The following is a 20,940-nucleotide window of genomic DNA, read 5'->3' on the forward strand; positions in this document are numbered from 1 at the left end:
CCATCCCGCTGGCGCCGCGCACCAGCACCGCCGACCAGAAATCGCGCACGAACAGATGGCCGAGCGTGAGGACGAGATAGAGCGACAGGAAGATGATCGCGAACGGACGCAGCCCGAATTGCTGGCGGAACTTGATGAGCAGCAGGTTGATGCTGACGTTGGTCATCACATAGACCGTCGGCAGCCACGCGATCTCGGCCGGATCGAGCCCCAGCGCGCCCTGCAGCGTGGTGGTGTTGGCGGTGATCAGCGCGTTGCCGAACCCGGCGGTCAACCCCAGCAGCACGCCGATCAGCGCGTAGGCGATCCGCCGGCGCGTCGGATGATCGGGCGACCCGGGCGAGCCCGGCAGCGCCGGCAGTTCGTGCTGCGCGAACGTCCATTGTTCTTCACGAAGGAAGTCGCGCACGCGCGCCATCACCGCCATGTGGCTGCTCTATGGCCGTTTCGTCACCGAGTGCAACGATCCAGACGGGCGCGATTGCGCATGCTGTCTGCGCCTGCGCATGCTTGCGGGCTGCGGTACGTTGGATGAGCCACGTGCGCGGGGTAGGGGTGACGCGTCTTCGATCGTACGGTATGACGTTGCGAAACGAAACGGAGAGGATCACGTCATGGCAACGCTCGCGACCGTGGACAGCCAATCGCATTACGCGCCGGGTGAGTGGGAGGCGCGGGTCGATCTCGCTGCCGCCTACCGCCTGGTCGCGCTATACGGCTGGGACGATTTGATCTTCACGCACCTGTCCGCGCGCGTGCCCGGGCCCGAGCACCATTTCCTGATCAACCCGTACGACATGATGTTCGAGGAGATCACCGCGTCGAGCCTCGTCAAGATCGATGTCGAGGGCAATCCGGTGGGCAAGAGCGATCATCCGGTCAACCCGGCGGGCTTCACAATCCACTCGGCGATCCACATGGCGCGCGAGGATGCCGCGGCGGTGATGCACCTCCACACCCCCCACGGGCAGGCAGTGTCGGCGATGGAGTTCGGCCTGTTGCCGCACACGCAGACCGCGATGATCGCGCAGCACGATGTCGCCTATCACGATTACGAGGGCATCGCGACCGATCTGGACGAGCGCGAGCGGCTGGTCGCCGACATCGGCACCAAGAACGCCATGATCCTGCGCAACCATGGCACGCTGGCGGTCGGCGACACGGTCGCCTCGTGCTTCCTCAGGCTCTACTTCCTCGAGCGCGCGTGCGAGGCGCAGGTGATGATGCTCTCGGCGGGGCGCGAGCATCTCAACAACCCGCCGCAGGGCGTGGAGCACAAGGTCGCCGGGCAGTCGAACCCGAAGGGCATGGGCGGCCTCGCGCAGAAACTCGCCTGGCCCGCGCTGCTGCGCAAGCTCGATCGGATCGATCCCAGCTTCCGCAACTGACGACTTAAGAAGCACGACCATGAAAACACGCCACCTGGTCGACCCCGAACTGGTCGGCCTGCTCGACCTGCTGCCAGCGTTCGAGCTGAACGAGCAGACGCTGCCACTCTTCCGCGCGCGCACGTTTCCGCGCCCGCCGCTGCCGCCGGTTCCAGTCGATCAGCAGGTCGTCATGGCATCGGGTCGTGACGGGGCACCTGACGTGCCACTGCACTGCTATCGCCCGAGCGGCGTCGAGGGCGCGCTGCCGTGCATCCTGCACATGCACGGCGGCGGTTACGTGGCGGGCAAGGTCGAAGACCTCTGCGACATGCACCGTTCGCTGTCGGCGGAGCTCGGCTGCGCGATCGTGTCGGTCGACTATCGACTTGCGCCCGAGACGCATTTTCCCGGCAACATCGAGGATTGCTACGCCGCGCTGGCGAATGTCGTTGCGAATGCTGCGACGCTCGGCGTTGATACGAGCCGGTTAGGTGTCATGGGGGAGAGTGCGGGCGGCGGGCTCGCCGCCGCGCTGGCGCTGCTCGCGCGCGACCGCGGCGAGTATGACCTCGCGTTCCAGCACCTGATCTACCCGATGATCGACGATCGCACCTGCGTGCGCGCGCCGCACTCGACCGCGGGCGAGTTCGTCTGGAACGCCGACAAGAATGCGTTCGGCTGGAGCGCGCTGCTCGGTCACGCGCCCGGCGGCGACGACGTGTCGCCCTACGCTGCGGCCGCGCGGGCGAGCGATCTTGCCGGACTGCCGCCGACCTACATCGCGACGGGCGCGATCGACCTCTTCGTCGACGAGGATTTGGACTACGCCAAGCGGCTGATCGCGGCGGGCGTGGCGTGCGAGCTGCACGTCTATCCGGGCGCGTTCCACGCCTTCAACATCGTGCCCGACGCGCGCGTCGCGCAGGCGGCACGTCGAGATAGCATCGAGGCCCTGCGCCGCTCGTTGCACGGTTGAGGCGCGCGTCGCCGGCATACGGCCGCTCTTGTTGAACGGAGATGACGTGACGTGTCGGCTGCACTCACGCTGACCTTCGCGTTCGCATCGTCACTCATGACCGGCACAACGACACACCGGTCAAGACCAACAAAAAGGCCCCCGGCATCGCTGCCGGGGGCCTTCTCATGTCATCGCTGACAGCTGGCGCTTAGTCGCGATCGCCGGTCAGGAAGGCGGGGGCGAACTCGGGATCGGGTCCGTTGTCCTTGCCGCCTTCGCTGCGCTCGCGACGCGGGCCGCGATCGCCCCCGCGATCGCCACCACGATCACCGCGACCTTCGCGGCGCGGGCCACGGTCACCGCGACCGCCGCGGTCACCACCGCGATCGCCGCGCGGGCCACGGTCGCCGCCCTCGCGCGGTTCGCGCTTCGGACGCGTGTCCTCCAGCTCCTCGCCGGTTTCCTGATCGACGACGCGCATCGACAGGCGAACCTTGCCGCGCGGATCGATCTCGAGAACCTTGACCTTAACTTCCTGGCCCTCGGAGACGACGTCGGTCGGCTTCTCGACGCGCTCGTTCTTCATCTCGGAGACGTGGACGAGGCCGTCCTTGCCGCCCATGAAGTTCACGAATGCACCGAAGTCGACGATGTTGACGACCTTGCCGTTGTAGATCTTTCCGACCTCAGCCTCTTCGACCAAGCCCTTGATCCAGTTGATCGCGGCCTCGATCTGGCTCTGGTCCGACGACGACACCTTGATCACGCCCTCGTCGTCGATGTCGACCTTCGCGCCGGTGGTCGCGACGATCTCGCGGATCACCTTGCCGCCGGTGCCGATCACTTCGCGGATCTTCGACTTGTCGATCGTGAACGTCTCGATCCGCGGCGCGTGCGCCGACAGCTCGGTCCGCGTCGAGTCGAGCGCCTTCGCCATCTCGCCCAGGATGTGCGCGCGGCCCTCATGAGCCTGCTTCAAGGCGACGCGCATGATCTCCTCGGTGATGCCGGCGATCTTGATGTCCATCTGCAGGGACGTGATGCCCTCGCTGGTGCCGGCGACCTTGAAGTCCATGTCGCCCAGGTGATCCTCGTCACCCAGGATGTCGGACAGGACGGCATAGTCCTTGCCCTCAAGGATCAGGCCCATCGCGATGCCCGACACCGGACGCTTCAACGGCACGCCCGCGTCCATCATCGACAGCGAACCGCCGCAGACCGTCGCCATCGACGACGAGCCGTTCGACTCGGTGATGTCCGAGGTGACGCGGATCGTGTACGGGAACTCTTCCTTCGACGGCAGCACCGGGTGCAGCGCGCGCCAGGCGAGCTTGCCGTGGCCGACTTCGCGGCGACCGGGCGCGCCGAAGCGGCCGACTTCACCGACCGAGTAGGGCGGGAAGTTATAGTGCAGCATGAAGTTCTGGTACGACAGGCCGTTCAGGCCGTCGATCATCTGCTCCGCGTCGCGCGTGCCGAGCGTGGTGGTCGCGATCGTCTGCGTCTCGCCGCGGGTGAACAGCGCCGAGCCGTGCGCGCGCGGCAGGAAGTGGACCTCCGCCTCGATCGGACGCACCGTCTTGGTGTCGCGGCCGTCGATGCGGCGGCCGGTCTTGAGGATCGCACCGCGCACGATGTCGGCCTCGAGCTTCTTCACCAGCTTGAGCGTACCGAGGTACTCGGCCGGATCGCTGTCCTTCAGCGACGCGAACGCCTCGCGTGCCTTGGTGCGCGCGGCGTTGACGGCGGTCTGACGCGCCTGCTTGTCGGTCAGCTTGTAGGCCGCTTCCATGTCCTTGCCGATGGCCTTCTTCAGCTTGGCCATCTTCGCCGACTTGTCCTCGACCGGCGCCAGCTCCCACGGATCCTTCGCCGACTGCTCGGCGAGATCGATGATCGCGTTGATGATGTCTTGGCTCGCCTTGTGCGCGAACATGACGGCGCCGAGCATCACGTCCTCGGACAGCTCCTTGGCCTCCGATTCGACCATCATCACCGCGTCGTGCGTGGCGGCGACGACCAGGTCGAGCTCACCTTCCAGCACTTCGGAATCGGTCGGGTTGAGCTGATACTCACCGTCCTTGTAACCGACGCGCGCGGCGCCGATCGGGCCCATGAACGGCACGCCCGAGATGGTGAGCGCGGCGGAAGCGGCGACCATCGCGAGGATGTCGGGCTCGTTCTCGCCGTCGTACGACAGCACCTGCGCGATGCAGTTGATCTCGTTGTAGAAGCCTTCGGGGAACAGCGGGCGGATCGGACGGTCGATCAGGCGGCTGACCAGCGTCTCACGTTCGGTCGCACCGCGCTCGCGCTTGAAGAAGCCGCCGGGAATGCGGCCCGAAGCCGAGAACTTTTCCTGATAGTGGACGGTGAGCGGGAAGAAGTCCTGCCCTTCCTTGACCGTCTTGGCGGCGGTGACCGCGCACAGCACGACCGTCTCGCCCAGCGTCGCGATCACGGCGCCGTCGGCCTGGCGCGCGACCTTGCCGGTTTCCAGCGTCAGGGTCTTGCCACCCCATTCGATGCTGACCTTCTTGGTATCGAACATATGATTTCCTTTGGACCGGATGCCCGATGCACCCGGGGCCTCTTGGTGCAGGCTGTCCGGCCTGCGCGGTGCGGGGCTGTTGATCGCCCCTTCGCGCCTTCGCCGGATTGCGAAAGCGCCGATAAGCAAAGGGCGGCCCGAGAGCCGCCCTCCACCGTTTTACTTGCGAAGGCCGAGCTTCGCGATGAGATCGAGATACCGCTGACCATCACGCTTGCGGAGATAGTCGAGCAGCGAGCGGCGCTTGTTGACCATCATGAGCAGGCCGCGGCGCGAGTGGTTGTCCTTCGCGTGGCCCTTAAAATGCTCGGTCAGGTTGCGGATGCGCTCGGTCAGGATCGCGACCTGGACCTCGGTGGAACCGGTGTCACCCTCTGCGCGGGCGTGTTCCTTGACGAGTTCTTGGCGGCGTTCTGCGGTGATCGACATTGTATCTTTACCTTCGACATCGGTTCAGAGGTTGAAGCCGCGAACGACGCGAAGCTGGTTGGCTTCGACCTCGGCCAGCGCGACAGGCGTGTCGCCCGATAGCGCGAAGACGAGACCATCGTCGGCGGCGATCCCGTCCAGCACCCGCCCCTGTCGGAGCGCGCCTGCCTGGTCGGGGGTGAGGGGAAAGGCCGGGATGTCGTCCAGCCCCGCCCTCAATGGCAGGAGTAACGGTTCAAGCGTAAATGCCTTAGCGGCCGCGTCCAAATTGTCCAGCGTAATCGCCTGTTGAAGCGCGAACGGCCCCGCCTTGACGCGGTGCAGCCAGGTGACGTGGCCGACGGTGCCGAGCGACTGCGCGATGTCGCGCGCCAGGCTGCGGATATAGGTGCCCTTCGATACGTGCGCGACCAGCGTGACCTGATCGAGCGACGTGTCCGCCGCGTCATCGCCCTCGCGCGTCAGGCTGTGGATCGTGACGTTGCGCGAGGCGAGCACGACCTCCTCGCCCGCGCGCGCCCGATCATAGGCGCGCTTCCCGTCGACCTTGAGCGCGGAATAGGCCGGCGGCACCTGCGCGATGGGGCCGGTAAAGCGCGGCAGTACCGCGTCGATCTCGGTGGCGGTCGGGCGCACGTCGCTGGTGGCGATCACCTCGCCCTCGGCGTCGAGCGTGGTCGTCTCGGTGCCGAAGCTGAGCGTGAAGGCGTAGACCTTGTCGCTGTCGAGCATCCGCCCGGCGAGCTTGGTCGCCTCGCCCAGCGCGATCGGCAGCACGCCGCTCGCCAGCGGGTCGAGCGTGCCGCCGTGCCCGACCTTGACCTTCGCCGCGCCGGCGGTGCGCAGCGCGCGCTTCACCGCGGATACGACCTGCGTCGAGCCCAGCCCCACGGGTTTGTCGATGATCAGCCAGCCGTGCATCTCAGGCGATCGCCGCCGCGACGCCGAGATAGACCTGCGTCAGCGCCTGCGCCGGCGGGGCGACCAGCCGCTGGACGATGTTGGCGCCCGGCACCAACGCGGGCAGCACCAGCAACAGGATGATGAGCAGTGGGAAGCCGAAGCGCGCGAGCTTGTCCCATTGCAAGGCCGCGCGCTCCGGCAGCAGCCCCGCGACGACGTGCCCGCCGTCGAACGGGGGCAGGGGAATGAGGTTGAACAGCGCGAGAAAGACATTGATCAGGAGGAAGTTGACGAGGTTCGCGCCGATGAACGCCGCCGCGCTGCCGTCCGCCGGCTCACCCACCCAGTGCGCGAAGATGCCGAGCAGCAGTGCGCCCACGAACGCCAGCGCCAAATTCATCCCCGGACCCGCCAGCGCGACCAGCAGCATGCCGGTGCGCGGGTTGGTTTTGGTAATCCGCCGTGCGTCGACCGGCACCGGCTTTGCCCAGCCGAACACCGGCGCCTTGGTGACCGCGAGCATCAGCGGCAGCACCACCGTGCCGATCGTATCGACGTGTCGTAAGGGATTGAACGACAGGCGACGAAGCTGCGCCGCGGTCGGATCGCCCAGTGCGCGCGCGGCGAGGCCGTGGCTGACTTCGTGGAAGACGATCGCGATCACCAGCGGGATGATCCACACCGCCGCCGACCAGATAACACCATTGGGGTTCATAGCCCGCGAGATAGGGGTGCGGGCGGGGGATGGCCAGCGGTCGCAGGCTGTAAGAAATAACACGGTGCAAGCGGCTTGACGGCGCGCGGGTCGGCGTCAAACTCGTCCATCAACCTCGCGGAGTTCGGTTACGCTCTACCGACAATCAGCGCTTGGACACGATCCGCGTCGAACGCGCTGGGCGGGTGCGTCGGTTGCGCTGCATCTGGCGGTCGTCGCGCTGCTGCTATGGTGGCCGGTCTCGCCCTTGCCGCGCAGCCTGCCGGTGCCCGCGCTGATGACCTTCGACGTGCCGCCGCCGCCCGAGCCAGCGATGGAGGTACCGCCGACACCAGCCCGTGTCCCGCCCGATCCCGCGACGACACACAACGACGATCCAGGTGGCGCCTCGGCCGGGCGCGCTTCGCCCCGGAACACGCAGGTCGAGCGCCCGCCCGCGCCACTGCCGCAGGTTCCGCTGCCGCCGGCACTGCTCGACCCGTCACCGATCCGCGCGGCGCCGATCACCGCGGACGGCTTCGCCACGTCGCTCAATCCCGCGGCCGACTCGATCGCAGGTATGGGCAGTGCGGCGATGGGTGTCGGGATCGGCAGCAGCGAGGGTGCGGGCGCCGGCACGGGCCAAGGTGACGGCAACGGCGCGGGTCGTGGCCGCGGCAAGCCGGTGCGCGCGCGCTGGCAGCAGGTGCCGACCAACCTGGAGATGAAGCCTTATTGGCCCGAGCGCGCCCGCGCCGCGCGCCTTTCGGGCAAGGCGATCCTCGAATGCGTCGTGCCGAAGGTCGGTCCGCCGAAGAGCTGCCGCGCTCTTGCCGAAATCCCGAACGGTTCGGGCTTCGGACAGGCGGCGGTGAAGATGTCGCCGATCTTCCGCATCGTTCCCGTTACGCGCGAGGGCAAAGTGGAGGACATGCCGATCATCGTGCCGGTCGTGTTCACCTATACCGGCCGGTAACCCGCTTGCGCCTCGCCGAAGCGCGCCGCATCATTCGCGCATGACCGCTCGTCCCTCGCGCCTGCTAGTCGCCGCCACGATGCTGGCTGCTTCATTCCCCGCGACCGCGCGCACGGTCGCGGTAGAGGAGCAATCGATCGAGCAGGTGCAGGCGGCGATGACCGCGGGGCGCGCGACCAGCGTCGATCTGACCCGCGCCTATCTCGCCCGTATCGCGGCGATGGACCGCAAGGGGCCGAGCTTGCGCAGCGTGATCGCGCTCAACCCCGACGCGCTGGCGCAGGCGCGCGTGCTCGATGCCGAGCGCAAGGCCGGGCGCGTCCGGGGCCCGCTTCACGGCGTGCCGGTCCTGATCAAGGACAATGTTGAAACCGCCGACCGGGTTGCGACCACCGCGGGCAGCCTCGCGCTCGCCGCCAACGTGACCGGGCGCGACGCGCCGCTCGTCGCGCGGCTGCGTGCAGCGGGCGCGGTGATCCTGGGCAAGACCAATCTGTCCGAATGGGCCAACATCCGCTCCGACCATTCAATGAGCGGGTGGAGCGCGGTCGGCGGGTTGGTGCGCAACCCCTACGCGCTCGATCGCACCGCCTGCGGCTCGTCGTCCGGGTCGGGCGCGGCGGTCGCGGCAAGCTTCGCGGCGGCGGCAGTGGGGACCGAGACCGACGGGTCGATCACCTGTCCGTCGTCGCTCAACGGGCTGGTCGGGTTCAAGCCGACGCTCGGCCTTGTCAGCCGCACCCATGTCGTCCCGATCAGCCACAGCCAGGATACCGCCGGGCCGATGGCGCGCAGCGTCCGCGACGCCGCGTTGCTACTCTCCGCGATGTCGGCACACGACCCGGCCGATCCGTCAACCGCGGGAACGCAGGTGCGCGACTATACCGCCGGACTGTCGGCAGCGGCACTGTCCGGAATGCGCGTCGGCGTGGTCCGTCCTCGCGATCTGCCCGCCGATCTCGCCGCGCGCTTCGACGCGGCGCTTGCGGTGCTGCGGACGAATGGCGCGACGCTGGTCGAGGTCACGCCGCCCAAGCTCGACGGGTTGGGCGAGGCCGAATTCCAGGTGCTGCTGACCGAGTTGAAGGCCGACCTGAACAGCTATCTCGCCACCACACCCCGAAGCGTACAAACGCGCACGCTCGATCAGGTCATCGCCTTCAACCGCGCGCACGCGAATGCGGAAATGCCGTTCTTCGCGCAGGAAACGTTCGAGAAGGCGGCGGAAACCAAGGGGTTGGCCGACCCCGCCTACAAGGCCGCGCGTGCCAAGTCGCTGCGGCTCGCAGGGGCGCAGGGGATCGACGCGATGCTGGCGCAGGCGGGGGCGCAGGTGCTGGTCGAGCCGAGCTATGGCGCGGCGTGGCTGAGCGATCCGGTCTACGGCGATCAATATGGCGGGCCGTCCGCGGCGAGCCTTCCCGCGATCGCGGGTTATCCGCACCTGACCGTGCCGATGGGGCTGGTCCGCGACCTGTCGGTCGGGCTGTCGTTCATCGGCACGCGCGGCGACGACCAGCGCGTGCTGGGCGCAGGTTACGCGTACGAACAGGCGTCGCACGCACGCGTGCCTCCGCGCTACCTGGCACAGGCCAATGTCGGCGCCGGGCTGGACGCAGCGCGCTGAACGCCACCGATCGCCGGGCGGCGAGCGGCCGGTGAGGTCGGAATTTACGATATCTTCGTACCGGCGACGATACGGTCGGGCATGCCCGTCGGTGTGTTCTGGAAATCGGTCGCTGCCGCATTCGCGCTCGCGCTCCTGTTGACGCGTCCCGCGGCGGCGCAGAGTGCGACCGCGGGTGAGGCCGTCGCGACCTGTATCGCCCCGGTGCATGCCGGCGACACCGCCCGGGCCATGCTGCGCGCGCGCGCGCGGTTCGATTGCGCCACGCCGCAACTACGCTTCGGCGCCGGCGATTTCTGGGTGCGTGCCAGCGCCTTGCCCGCGGGCGCGGGGACCGGCGCGCGCGTGCTGCGGTCGTGGAGCCTGTGGCAGCAGAGCGCGACGATCTACTTCCGCTACGCCGACGGGGCGGTGGTGCGCCGGGTGATCGACGACGCGGGCGCGGCGCGATCGATCGCGCTCGGCGCAGTGTTCGAGCAGCCGGTGCCGGCGCGTGGTGCCGCGCTGACGCAAATATTGTGGCACGTACGCGGGGCCGCCAACATCCGCGGCATCGTGTCCAACCCGCGGATCGCGACACAAGCCGAGAGCGTGAAGCGCAACCTCGCCTTTGCCGCGCTGTACGGCGGGTTCGGTGGGCTATGTCTGGCGCTGCTGGTGTACAATCTGTCGCTGTGGTCGGCGCTTCGGCACCGCTTTCAGCTCGCTTATTGCGGCATGGTCGCCGCGCTCGCCACCTACGCCTTTTCATCGTCGGGCGCGATGGCTTGGCTGTGGCCGGAGCTGGGCAATCATGCGCGCCTGCGGGTGAATTACGTCGCGCTGGCCGTCGCCGCGCTAATGGCGCTGCGGTTCGCGCGTCACTTCTTCGAGCCACGCGTGTTCGCCGGCCTGACGCTGCGAGCGACGCGCGCGGTCGGCGCATATCTGATGCTCACCGCCGCTGCGTTCGTGCTTCTGGTACCGTGGCAGGCGCGTACGCTCGACCTGCTTTACTCGCTCGGCTTCGCGATGCTGACGATCCTGGCGGGCGTGATCCTGGTGCGCGCGCGGCGTGCGCGCAGCGATTACCTGTGGGTGTTCGGCGTCGCCTGGGCAGCGCCGTTCCTGCTGGCAACGATCCGCACAATGAGCAGCCTGCACCTGATCGCGTCGAGCACGTGGCTCGACAATTCGTCGCTTGTCGCGATGACGGTTGAGGCGTTGGTGTCGAGCGTCGCGATCTCCTATCGTATCCGCCTGCTGTCGATAGAGCGGGACGCCGCGCGCGCGGAGGAAATCGCCGCGCGAATGCTCGCCGACACCGATCCGCTGACCGAGTTGCTCAACCGGCGGTCGTTCCTACGCGAGGCGCTGGCCGAGGGTGCACGCGCGCCGCAGTTGCTGGTCCTCGCCGATGTCGACCATTTCAAGCAGGTCAACGATACGCTCGGTCACGATCTGGGCGACGAGGTGCTGCGCCGGGTCGCGCGCGCGCTGCGCGTTGCGGCACCGCGCGGTGCGCTGGTCGCGCGCATTGGTGGCGAGGAGTTCGCGATCCTCGCCCCCGCCGATACGCACGGGCTGCCCGACATGATCCTCGACGCGGTACGCGCGGCGCGCATGCCGTACGACCTCACCATCACCGTCTCGGTCGGCAGCCATGCAGGCGCGTTGGAGAGCGAGGGCGACTGGGCGGCGATGTACCGGATGGCGGATCAGGCGCTCTACGCCGCCAAGAAGGCGGGACGCGACCGCGCGCGCGCGGCAAGCCTGTCGCTCGCGGCCTGAGCGGCACGCGCACCGCGGCCCTTTTCGCGACGCCGGCGATCCTGTACACGGGCGCGCAGAGGGGGAGTTCGATGAATCAGCGCCGTCGCATCGCCATTGCCGCCACCGGTGCCGTGCTCGCCCTGGTCGCGTTCAAGCACCCGTCCGCCGACCTAAAAATCATGACCCATGAGGCGCGCGACACCGCGCCGCACCGCATCCAGGCCGCGATTGATCTGGGGCTGGTCGGCTTCTCCGTGCTCTACACCTGGACCGCGCCGCGCATTACCGGGTGAGCGCGCGGTTAACGGACACGTAAAGTCACGCTTCCTCGATTGAAGCCCGCGCGGCTGTTGCTTACACGCGTGTCAATGACCGACGAACGCGCCTGGCAGTCCCGATATCGTCATCCCACACCCTGGGAGGTCGATCTGCCGCCGATGTCGATGCCCGACCTGTTCGCGGCCTCGACCGAGCGCCATGCGGCGCGGCCGATGATCGACTTTCTGGGGCGGCACTACAGCTACGCCGAGGTCGCGGACGGCGCCCGCCGGGTCGCCGCTGGACTCGCCGCGCTCGGCTACGGCAAGGGGGACCGGATCGGGCTGTTCCTGCCCAACGTGCCGCATTACGTCGCGGCTTATTACGGTGCGCTGCTGCTCGGTGCGACCGTGGTCAATTTCTCGCCGCTCTACACGGTCGACGAGCTGGTCCACCAGGTCGAGGATTCGGGCACGCGCGTGCTGTTCACGATCTCGGCCAGCGCGCTGCTGCCGACCGCGCTCAAGGTGCTCGACCAGAGCGGGCTCGAGCGGCTGGTTGTCGGATCGGTCGCGGGCGCGCTGCCGCCGGCCAAGTCGCTCGTCTACCGGCTGTTTCGCGGCAAGGAGGTGGCGAAGCGCCCCGACGACGCGCGCGTGACCGCCTTCTCGGCGCTGATCGACAATGACGGCGCGTTCGCGGCGCCCGCGATCGATCCGGTCGGGGACGTGGCGCTAATCCAATATACCGGCGGGACGACCGGCGCGCCCAAGGGGGCGATGCTGACACACGCGAATCTTACCGCCAACGCGCGCCAGGTCGCCTCGCTCGACCCGCACCGCGACCAAGTCGACCGCATCGTCGGCGCGTTGCCGCTGTTCCACGTCTTCGCCAACACCTGCGTGCTCAACCGCACCGTGCTGAACGGCGGCGAGATGGTGCTGCTGCCGCGGTTCGAGGCGGGGCAGGTGCTGGACGCGATCGGGCGGACGAAGGCGACCGCGCTGCCGGGCGTGCCGACGATGTACCAGGCGCTGCTCGATCACGCGAAGTTCGCGGCCACCGACTTCTCGTCGCTGCGCATGTGCGTGTCGGGCGGTGCGCCGCTGCCCGCCGAGCTTCGCGACAAGTGGCAGGCGGCGACCGGTGCGCGGCTGGTCGAGGGGTATGGCCTGTCGGAGAGCTCGGGCGTGCTGACGTGCAATCCGTACGAGGGCGAGCAGCGCCCGGGCACGATCGGGCAGCCGGTGCCGGGCACGCGGCTGCGCTTCGTCGACAAGGAGGACGCGACGAAAGAGGTCGCGGCGGGAGAGCCGGGCGAGATCGTCGCGCGCGGACCGCAGGTGATGGCGGGTTACTGGAACCGGCCCGAGGCAGCGGCCGACGCGTTCGTGACGCTGGACGGCGAGCCGTGGCTGCGCACCGGCGATGTCGGCGTGATCGACGGGGAGGGCTTCGTTCAGGTGGTCGATCGGTTGAAGGACATGATCTCGGTTGGCGGGTTCAAGGTCTTCCCGAGCCAGATCGAGGAAATCCTCTACCACCACCCTGCGATCAAGGAAGCGTTGGTGGTCGGCATGCCCGACACCTATCGCGGCGAGGTGCCGCGCGCTTATGTCACGCTCAACGACGACGCATCCGCGGTCGACGGGGCGGCGCTGCTCGCGTGGCTCAACCCCAGGCTCGGCAAGCACGAGCGCGTCGACGCGGTGGTGGTGCGCGGCGCCCTCCCCAAGACGATGATAGGCAAGCTCAGCCGCAAGGATCTGCTCGCCGAGGTACGCGCCGAGGCGGAGTGAGCCATCGTGACGATCCTTGACCCGAACTGCCGCGCTGCCGCATAGCCGCGCACATGGATCAGGCGATCGAGAACCTGTCGTTCGAGGAAGCGATGCGCGAGCTGGAAGGCATCGTCGGCAAGCTGGAATCGGGCGACACCCCGCTGGAGGATGCGATCCGGCTGTACGAGCGCGGCAGCGTGCTGCGGCAGCGTTGCGCCGACCGGCTCGACGCGGCGCAGGCCAGGATCGAGGCGATTCGCGTCGGCGCCGACGGCAGGCCCGCGGGCGTGCAAGCCTTCAACGCCGGATGAGCTCCGCGCCCGTTCAGCCGGCTTCGCCCAGCCTCGCCGATGCGCTGGTCGAGGTGCAGGCGGAGATCGACCGCCGCTTCGACGCGCTGCTCGCCGTGCCCGACGATGCGCGCGCGCGGCTGTATCAGGCGATGCGTCACGCCGCGATCGGCGGCGGCAAGCGGCTGCGCCCGCTGCTGGTGTTCGCGACCGCGCGGCTGTTCGATGTCGATCCCGATCAGGCGGGACGTGCGGCGACCGCGCTGGAGGCGATCCATGCCTATTCGCTCGTTCACGACGATCTGCCCGCGATGGACGACGACGACCTGCGCCACGGCAAGGCGACCGTGCACAAGGCCTATGACGAGGCGACCGCGATCCTGGCGGGCGATTGCCTCCACGCGCTCGCGTTCGAGGTGCTGGCCGACCCGGCGACGCATCCCGACGCGGGCGTGCGCGCCGAACTGATCGCCGATCTCGCGCGCGCGTCTGGTCCCGCGGGCATGGCGGGCGGGCAGATGATGGACTTGGTCGCGGAAGGCGAGACGTTCGACCTCGGTACGGTCACGCGGTTGCAGCAGCTGAAGACCGGCGCACTGATCTGCGCCGCGGTGGAGGCGGGCGCGATCCTCGGCCGCGTGGCGCCTGAACAGCGCACGCCCTTGCGCGGCTACGCGCACGACCTCGGCCTCGCGTTCCAGATCGTCGACGATCTGATGGACGTCGAGGGCGACGAGGAACTGGCGGGCAAGAAACTGCGCAAGGATGAGGCCGCGGGCAAGGAAACCTTCGTTTCGCTGCTGGGCGTCGCCCGCGCGCGCGAACAGTCGCGCATGCTGGTCGACCAGGCGATCGATCACCTGCGCCACTATGGCGACGAGGCCGAGCTGCTGCGCCAGATCGCGCGCTTTGTCGTCGAGCGGGATCGTTGACACTGCGCTTCGTCGGCGGCGCGATCCTGTTGATCGTGCTCGCGTTGCTGGCGTTATGGGGATGGGCAGCGCTGATGCTCCACCGCTTGCCGCTCAGTCGCGCGGTGGATCAGGGAGCCTGCGCCGATACCACGCACGTCCAACTCGAGCCGCTAACGCCGCCCGGCTCACGCGAGCTGTTTCGCGCTTCGGCGGCATGTCGCGCACAGGTCGTTACTACACTGCGTGCTGCGGCAAACTACACTTGTCGCTCGGATGCGGTGCTAACCGTGTGCGAGCACCCGCTCAACGCACCGGATAGTTCGACCTACGTCCGCGCCATCGTAGGGCACGATCACGTATTGCTGGAGACCATCCCAACATGACCCGCATCGGCGTCTATCCCGGCACCTTCGATCCCGTGACGCTTGGCCACATGGACATCATCCGACGCGGCGCGAAGCTGGTCGACCGGCTGGTGATCGGTGTGACCACCAACCCGTCCAAGTCGCCGATGTTCTCGGTCGAGGAACGGATGGCGATGGTCACGCGCGAGGTTTCCTCCATCCCCGGCGACGTGCGGGTCGTGCAGTTCGATTCGCTGCTGATGGACTTTGCCGAGCGTGAGCGCGCCAGCGTGATCGTTCGGGGGCTGCGCGCCGTCGCCGATTTCGAATACGAATATCAGATGGCCGGCATGAACCAGAAGCTGAACGACCGGATCGAGACGATCTTCCTGATGGCCGATGTCGCGTTGCAGCCGATCGCGTCGAAGCTGGTCAAGGAGATCGCGATCTTCGGCGGCGACATCCGCAAGTTCGTGACGCCCGCGATTTGCGAGGAAGTGGTCGCGCGCGTCGAGGTGGTCGGCCGTCGCGGCAGCTGAACTCGCAAATCCCCCTGCGCGCTTTTTGGTCTGGCAAGCCCGCGCGCCATTCAGTTTGGCGCAAGCCGCGAATTGCTTTAGGTGCACGCCGTCCCTGTCATCACCCGTGTAGGCCCGATGCGCTTTCTCGCCGCTTTCCTGTCGCTGATCCTGTCGTTCCTGGCGCTGCCCGCACTCGCGCTGGCCCCGCAAGCCGCTTCGCCCGCCCAGCCGCTGCCGACCACCGATCTGCAGAACGTCTGGCTGCTCGACCTGTCGACCGGCGGCCGCGTCGCGATCCTGCTGCGCCCTGATGTCGCGCCGAAGATGGTGGAGCGGATCAAGACGCTGACGCGGCAGCATTTCTACGACGGGCTAATCTTTCACCGCGTGATCGACGGCTTCATGGCGCAGGGCGGCGATCCTAAGGGTGACGGCACCGGCGGGTCGCAGCTGCCCGACGTCGCGGCAGAGTTCAACTACCTGCCGCACGTCCGCGGCGCGGTGGCGGCGGCGCGCGCCGAGAAGGAAGACAGCGCGAACAGCCAGTTCTACATCGTGTTTCAGCCGCGCCTGCAGCTCGACAAGAAGTATACCGTGTTCGGCCGCGTCATGACCGGCATGAACTACGTCGACGCGATCGAGCGTGGCGAGCCGCCGGCGAACCCGTCGCGTGTCCTTCACGCCTATATCGCGAGCGACAACCCGCCCGCTTACCAGCCCGCGCCCGCACAGGCGGTGATCCCGGCCGCGCTCGGCGACGTGACGCTGCCGGGAGCGAAGCCTGCGCCCGCCGCGACGCCTCCTGCGGCGAAGAAGCGCAGCCCGCGCCGCTGATCGCGCTGCGCTGAGGGAAGGGTAGGCGCGTGAACGTCGACCTGTTCGATTTCGATCTGCCGAACGAGCGGATCGCGCTGCGCCCGGCGGCCCCGCGCGACGCCGCGCGGATGCTGGTGGTCGACGGCGCGGGGCTGCACGACCGTGTCGTCTCCGACTTGCCCGATCAACTCCGCGCGGGCGACCTCCTCGTCTTCAACGACACGCGCGTGATCCCGGCGCAGCTGGAGGGCATGCGGGGGCAGGCGCGGATCGGCGCGACGCTCCACAAGCGCGAGGGACCGAGACGCTGGCGTGCGTTCGTGCGCAATGCGAAGCGGCTGCGCGACGGCGACGTGATCGATTTCGCTCACGGCGTCGCGGCCACCGCCGATGCGCGCGGCGAGGACGGCAGCTGGGCGCTCGACTTCCATGGCGAGGAGTCGGTCGAACTGCTGCTCGAACGCGCCGGCCAGATGCCTTTGCCGCCGTATATCGCGGGCAAGCGCGCCACCGACGCGCGTGACCAGGACGATTACCAGACGATGTTCGCGCGCGAGGCGGGTGCGGTCGCCGCCCCCACCGCGGCACTGCATTTCACCCCCGATCTGCTCCAGCGACTGGCCGCGGCGGGCGTCGAGCACGCGACGCTGACGCTCCACGTCGGCGCGGGTACGTTCCTACCGGTCAAGGCCGACGATACCGACGACCACCGCATGCACGCCGAATGGGGCCGGATCGACGCCGCGACGGCAGACCGGCTAAATGCGGTTCGCGCGCGCGGCGGACGCGTGATCGCGGTCGGCACCACCTCGCTCCGCCTGATCGAAAGCGCGGCGCGTGAAGACGGCACGATCCGGGCGTTCGAGGGCGACACCGCGATCTTCATCACGCCGGGCTACCGTTTTCGCGGCATCGACGGGTTGATGACTAACTTCCACCTGCCGCGCTCGACGCTGTTCATGCTGGTCTCGGCGCTGATGGGGCTCGACCGAATGCAGGCGGTGTACGCGCACGCGATCGCAAACGACTATCGTTTCTATTCCTACGGGGACGCGTCGCTGCTGCTGCCGTAAGTCATCTGCTGGCGAAACAATCGGTGAGCCACGTAAGGGGCGGTTCGCCGCTGCCAAGATCCTTTAATTGCGTGACCAGGCAGACTTTACGAGAACATCGCGGCGTAAGTATAAGCCCGAACTCTTGGAAAGGGAGCTGTCATCATGGCTGTTGCTGACGTTCACAAGGTCGCCGGTGCGATTGAGGCAGTGATGCATCAGGCAGATACGGCGTACATAGGCGTGGTCGCCTTGCTTCAAACCCTTCATAATCGCGGCACTTTGACGACTGACGAGATCAAGGCGATTGCGGACGCGATGGTTGCATCGGTTCCGATCGATCGTCATCACGCATTTGCACAATCGTTTGCCGGCATGCTGCCTGGCTACAAGTCACCGCAGGCGAGTAAGATCGCGCAGGACTGAAGCCAGGAGCATGGCGGCGTCCGGACGGTCGGCTCAGAATTGGTAACCGACCCCGACGTTGGCGCCAACGCGCTTGCGGCTGTTGTAGGTCGCGCCCAGCTTGAAGACGATATGTCCGTCATCCATGATGTGCGACATGCCTACGGCGACGGCTGACTGCCCTTGGAAGGTGCCGGCTCCCATCGAGAACATGCTTTTGCCCTCCTCGAAGGGCTGGGGCATTCCTGCCATCGCGAGAGCCCCGGCGACGCCCGCGTTTAGGTCGCGGTTTACGCGATTGAGGTCGAACGAGAGGGCAGCGACACGCTGGTCAGTGTAGCTGTTCGCGGCATCTACGGCGGCGCTCGTCGCGTTGTTGAGCTGGGCCAGGTTGACCGCGTCACCGTCCGAGGTGCCCGCTGCGACGTTGTGCAGCGATACGGCGGTTTTCCCGTCTCCCAGCGTCGCCGATGTCCTCGTGGTGTCATCGTACTTTATCGACTGTTCGCTCGCGGCGAGCGCCTTGTCAGCCTTGTCCTCGACCGACGTCACCCGGTTCTCGACCGTCCCGACACGGGTCGCGACGGAGGTTACCTGGTTTTCGACCGATCCGACCCGCGTCTCCACGGAGCCTACACGCGTCTCCACGGTGCCGACCCGCGTTTCGACGGAGTTCACCCGCGTCTCGATCGATCCGGTCCTCGACTCGACTGAGTCGACCCGCGTCTCGACAGCACTCACCCGCGTGTCGATTGCGTTGCCCTGGTTGCCGGGCGGGGTGGGCGTAGTCGTCGGGGGCGTCGTCAAGCCGCTGCCGACACGAGCGTCGATCGCCTGCAGCGCGTCGCCGACATTCGAGTATGTCACGCCGTTGATCGTGTAGCTGGGGCCCGACAAAGTTCCGGTCAGGCGATCGTAGCTCGCTCCGCCGCCGAAGCCAGCCGCGAAGGCAGCGCCAAGCGTACCGGATATACCACGCAACTGCATGACGTTGACCGCGTCGTAATCGGACCAACCCGCAGAAACGCCGGTGATCTGCCGGTTTCCGACCGGCGTTTCGCGGTTGGTCACGGGATCGATGAAGGCGATGTTACGAGCAATCGCGATCTCGCCAGCCGATTGTTGTGGGTCGGCGACACCGAACGCGCTGTAGCTGTCAACAGCGCCGCGCGTCGTTTGAGACGCCGATCCGAGCGCAACGCTACCGTCCTTGTCCGCGACAGCTCCCGAGCCCAAGGCGCTTGCCGCATATCCGCTCGCGCTTGCCAGCGTGCCAACGACTGTACTGCCCAGGCCGGATGCTTCCGCAGCGGTGCCGATGGCGGTGGAATAGTCGGCGCGTGCTTCGGCATCATAACCGAACGCCGCAGCATAGGTCGCTGCTGCGATCGCCTTGTTGCCGATTGCGATGGCTCGCACGCCCTTCGCGACGGTGCTGTTGCCGATGGCGAGCGTATCGGGAGAATTCGTGACCACGTTGGAGCCGATGGCGAGCGCACCATCCCCGAACGCCGTGTTGTTCGTACCGATTGCGATCGCGCCTCGGCCGTCGGCGACGTTGGTGAAGCCCAGGGCAGTAGCGCTCAATCCGCTTGACCGGTTCATCGTGCCGATCGCACTGCTGCCGTCGCCGTCGGCGATATTGACATGACCCAGCGCGATCGCGCCAAGACCGGTAGCACTGTTGTCTTTGCCGAGTGCCGTCGCACCCGCGCCCGTTGCGAAGTTCGGGTCGCCGATTGCCACCGCGCCGTCACCTGATGCGACGTTGCCAAGGCCGATGGCTACCGCTTTGCCGTCCTTGGCTTGCGCACCGTCGCCGATCGCGACCGAGCTTTCACCTGCCGCGACGCTGTTGCGACCGACGGCGACTGCCGCAACGCCCGACGAGGTCGATGCCGGCCCGATCGCCGTGGCGTCAGCACCCGAAGCGTTACTGTCAATCAACATGGAATTGGCGCGGAAGTATTTGATTCCCGTACCAGTATCCGAAATCCCCCCGGCGGGCGGTGAGGTCAGCGACAGCTCGATCGCGCCGATCACCGACTGGACCGATCCGAAAGACTGACCCTTGAAGGTGAAATTGCCGGAGAAACCGGTCAGCGGATCGTAGCGGAAGCCATTGCCCAGCGCGCTTGCAACGTTGGTGCCGAACGAGAAGATCTGGCCGCCGTTGACTGCATCGAACGAGCCCGCGGCGATGACGCCGTCGCCAACGTTGTGCAGCCGCACCGGCCCGCTTTCCGCGCCGACGAGCGTCAGATCCTGCGACAGATTGCCGCCACCCGGGTTGGTCGGATTGGCGGTGTCGGAATAGCGTATCGGGCCACGCGTTCCCGCGGCGATGTCGGCGTCAAGCTTGCCGAAATCCTGCCTGAGTCCGCCTACCCGCTCGTCAAGCGCACTCAGCAGTCCCGACTGAAGCGTGGCGAGATTGGTGAGCGTGCCCACGTTCTGGTTTGTTTCAAACAGCTGCCCGGCCGTTGCGGCGTCGCTCGAACCGGCCGCGAGCGTCCCTGCGGCGATGTTGCGAAGCGCGACGGGTACGCCCGACATCCCCAGCGTTATCGACGTGTGAGCGGCATCATCATAACGCGCCGCGAGATCGCTCAAACCTTGGTAGGTTTGCGCCAGCGCGAACAGCTGGCCCCCGTTGACGGCGTCGTTCGATCCGCTCGCCACCTTGCCATCGGCGACGTTGTGGAGTTCGACCGGCGCCGGATCGCGACCCACAAGCGCGACGCTCTGCGTGATCGTCCCGCCGTTCGGCAGGTTGGGCGTTGCAGGATCGGAGTAGCGGACCGGACCAACGGCACCGCGCTCGACATCCCCGCGTAGCGTACCGATTGCGCCGACGTTCGCGCTGATCTGTGCCCCCTGCGCGGTCACGGTGGTGCCGAGTGCGGCAAGGCTGGTCTGCGCGTTGGAGAGGTCGTTCGCCTGGCTCGTCACGTCGCTGCGCAGTGCGGCGACGGCGTTGTTGGTGTCGAAGAGCTGACCGCCGTTGACCGCCTCGGTGGAGGCCGCAGCGATGCTGCCGGGCGCCACGTTGGCGAGCACCACGGGAGCGGCGTTGGCACCACCCAGGGTGATGCGCGCGCGCGTCGGATCGTCGTACCGCACCGCGACGGCGGCCAGGCCGTTCACCTGCTGACCAACGTCGTACAGCTGCCCGCCGTTGACCGCGTCGGTCGAACCGGCCTTGACCTCGCCGTCGCCGACGTTGTGGACGCGGACCGGACCCGACTGCGCACCGAACAGCGCGACATCGTTGGTGGCGGTCGTCGCTACCACGGTCG

The 20,940-nt window shown here is 67.5% G+C and carries 19 protein-coding genes and 1 pseudogene; 14 read left to right on the forward strand and 6 right to left on the reverse strand.

Annotation, left to right across the window (positions count from 1 at the left end; all coding sequences use genetic code 11):
- Positions 1 to 427 (reverse strand): annotated as a pseudogene (locus QZ847_RS06040) (MFS transporter); the annotation flags it as partial.
- Between the two features lie 187 nt (positions 428 to 614).
- On the opposite strand from QZ847_RS06040, the gene QZ847_RS06045 reads away from it, so the two are divergent.
- Both QZ847_RS06045 and QZ847_RS06050 read left to right on the forward strand, forming a co-directional pair.
- Positions 615 to 1,388 carry a class II aldolase/adducin family protein gene (locus tag QZ847_RS06045; protein WP_294189894.1) on the forward strand — a complete coding sequence of 258 codons (774 nt, stop codon included), beginning with the start codon at positions 615 to 617 and terminating at the stop codon, positions 1,386 to 1,388.
- A gap of 19 nt (positions 1,389 to 1,407) precedes the next feature.
- Positions 1,408 to 2,346, forward strand: coding sequence for an alpha/beta hydrolase (locus QZ847_RS06050; protein ID WP_294354282.1), 939 nt, complete (start codon positions 1,408 to 1,410; stop codon positions 2,344 to 2,346).
- A 190-nt stretch (positions 2,347 to 2,536) separates the two neighbouring features.
- On the opposite strand, the gene pnp is transcribed toward QZ847_RS06050, so the two are convergent.
- The 4 genes from pnp to QZ847_RS06070 all read right to left on the reverse strand — a co-directional run bounded on the left by pnp (position 2,537) and on the right by QZ847_RS06070 (position 6,926).
- The gene (gene pnp / locus QZ847_RS06055) at positions 2,537 to 4,879 is read right to left on the reverse strand and encodes a polyribonucleotide nucleotidyltransferase (protein WP_294354286.1); all 2,343 of its coding nucleotides are present in this window, start codon (positions 4,877 to 4,879) and stop codon (positions 2,537 to 2,539) included.
- Between the two features lie 159 nt (positions 4,880 to 5,038).
- Positions 5,039 to 5,308 carry a 30S ribosomal protein S15 gene (gene rpsO / locus QZ847_RS06060; protein ID WP_019517366.1) on the reverse strand — a complete coding sequence of 90 codons (270 nt, stop codon included), beginning with the start codon at positions 5,306 to 5,308 and terminating at the stop codon, positions 5,039 to 5,041.
- Positions 5,309 to 5,332: 24 nt separating this feature from the next.
- Positions 5,333 to 6,229: a tRNA pseudouridine(55) synthase TruB gene (gene truB / locus QZ847_RS06065; protein ID WP_294354293.1), complete on the reverse strand. Its 897-nt coding sequence runs from the start codon at positions 6,227 to 6,229 to the stop codon at positions 5,333 to 5,335.
- Position 6,230: 1 nt separating this feature from the next.
- Complete coding sequence (locus QZ847_RS06070; protein ID WP_294354295.1) at positions 6,231 to 6,926, reverse strand: site-2 protease family protein; 696 nt, start codon at positions 6,924 to 6,926, stop codon at positions 6,231 to 6,233.
- A gap of 247 nt (positions 6,927 to 7,173) precedes the next feature.
- Here QZ847_RS06070 and QZ847_RS06075 point away from each other — a divergent pair, with 247 nt between their 5' ends.
- The 12 genes from QZ847_RS06075 to QZ847_RS06130 all read left to right on the forward strand — a co-directional run bounded on the left by QZ847_RS06075 (position 7,174) and on the right by QZ847_RS06130 (position 17,662).
- On the forward strand, positions 7,174 to 7,881 hold the full coding sequence (locus QZ847_RS06075; RefSeq protein WP_294354298.1) for a TonB family protein: 708 nt from the start codon (positions 7,174 to 7,176) through the stop codon (positions 7,879 to 7,881).
- 40 nt (positions 7,882 to 7,921) lie between these two features.
- On the forward strand, positions 7,922 to 9,508 hold the full coding sequence (locus tag QZ847_RS06080; RefSeq protein ID WP_294354300.1) for an amidase: 1,587 nt from the start codon (positions 7,922 to 7,924) through the stop codon (positions 9,506 to 9,508).
- An 81-nt stretch (positions 9,509 to 9,589) separates the two neighbouring features.
- Positions 9,590 to 11,278 (forward strand): diguanylate cyclase, encoded by a 1,689-nt coding sequence (locus QZ847_RS06085; RefSeq protein ID WP_294354303.1) that lies wholly within the window; start codon positions 9,590 to 9,592, stop codon positions 11,276 to 11,278.
- 71 nt (positions 11,279 to 11,349) lie between these two features.
- A complete protein-coding gene (locus QZ847_RS06090) occupies positions 11,350 to 11,553 on the forward strand; it encodes a hypothetical protein (RefSeq protein WP_294189886.1) in 204 nt (67 codons plus the stop codon).
- A 75-nt stretch (positions 11,554 to 11,628) separates the two neighbouring features.
- Positions 11,629 to 13,317, forward strand: a complete 1,689-nt coding sequence (locus QZ847_RS06095) for a long-chain fatty acid--CoA ligase (RefSeq protein ID WP_294354306.1) — start codon at positions 11,629 to 11,631, stop codon at positions 13,315 to 13,317.
- 53 nt (positions 13,318 to 13,370) lie between these two features.
- Positions 13,371 to 13,610, forward strand: a complete 240-nt coding sequence (locus QZ847_RS06100) for an exodeoxyribonuclease VII small subunit (protein WP_093004240.1) — start codon at positions 13,371 to 13,373, stop codon at positions 13,608 to 13,610.
- Positions 13,607 to 14,521 carry a polyprenyl synthetase family protein gene (locus QZ847_RS06105; RefSeq protein WP_294354307.1) on the forward strand — a complete coding sequence of 305 codons (915 nt, stop codon included), beginning with the start codon at positions 13,607 to 13,609 and terminating at the stop codon, positions 14,519 to 14,521. Before QZ847_RS06100 ends, QZ847_RS06105 begins: the two co-directional genes overlap by 4 nt.
- Positions 14,518 to 14,886: a hypothetical protein gene (locus QZ847_RS06110; protein WP_294354310.1), complete on the forward strand. Its 369-nt coding sequence runs from the start codon at positions 14,518 to 14,520 to the stop codon at positions 14,884 to 14,886. The genes QZ847_RS06105 and QZ847_RS06110 overlap by 4 nt, the downstream gene beginning before the upstream one ends.
- The gene (gene coaD, locus QZ847_RS06115) at positions 14,883 to 15,386 is read left to right on the forward strand and encodes a pantetheine-phosphate adenylyltransferase (RefSeq protein WP_294354313.1); all 504 of its coding nucleotides are present in this window, start codon (positions 14,883 to 14,885) and stop codon (positions 15,384 to 15,386) included. Before QZ847_RS06110 ends, coaD begins: the two co-directional genes overlap by 4 nt.
- Positions 15,387 to 15,503: 117 nt before the next feature.
- On the forward strand, positions 15,504 to 16,202 hold the full coding sequence (locus QZ847_RS06120; protein WP_294354315.1) for a peptidylprolyl isomerase: 699 nt from the start codon (positions 15,504 to 15,506) through the stop codon (positions 16,200 to 16,202).
- A 29-nt stretch (positions 16,203 to 16,231) separates the two neighbouring features.
- Entirely contained in the window at positions 16,232 to 17,257 is a 1,026-nt protein-coding gene (queA, locus tag QZ847_RS06125) for a tRNA preQ1(34) S-adenosylmethionine ribosyltransferase-isomerase QueA (protein WP_294354317.1), read from the forward strand.
- A 144-nt stretch (positions 17,258 to 17,401) separates the two neighbouring features.
- Positions 17,402 to 17,662, forward strand: coding sequence for a hypothetical protein (locus tag QZ847_RS06130; RefSeq protein WP_294354318.1), 261 nt, complete (start codon positions 17,402 to 17,404; stop codon positions 17,660 to 17,662).
- A gap of 33 nt (positions 17,663 to 17,695) precedes the next feature.
- Here QZ847_RS06130 and QZ847_RS06135 read toward each other — a convergent pair.
- A partial coding sequence (locus tag QZ847_RS06135; protein ID WP_294354320.1) for a YadA-like family protein occupies positions 17,696 to 20,940 on the reverse strand: 3,245 nt, incomplete at its 5' end.

This window comes from uncultured Sphingomonas sp., from assembly GCF_913778135.1.
Classification (GTDB): Bacteria; Pseudomonadota; Alphaproteobacteria; order Sphingomonadales; family Sphingomonadaceae; genus Sphingomonas.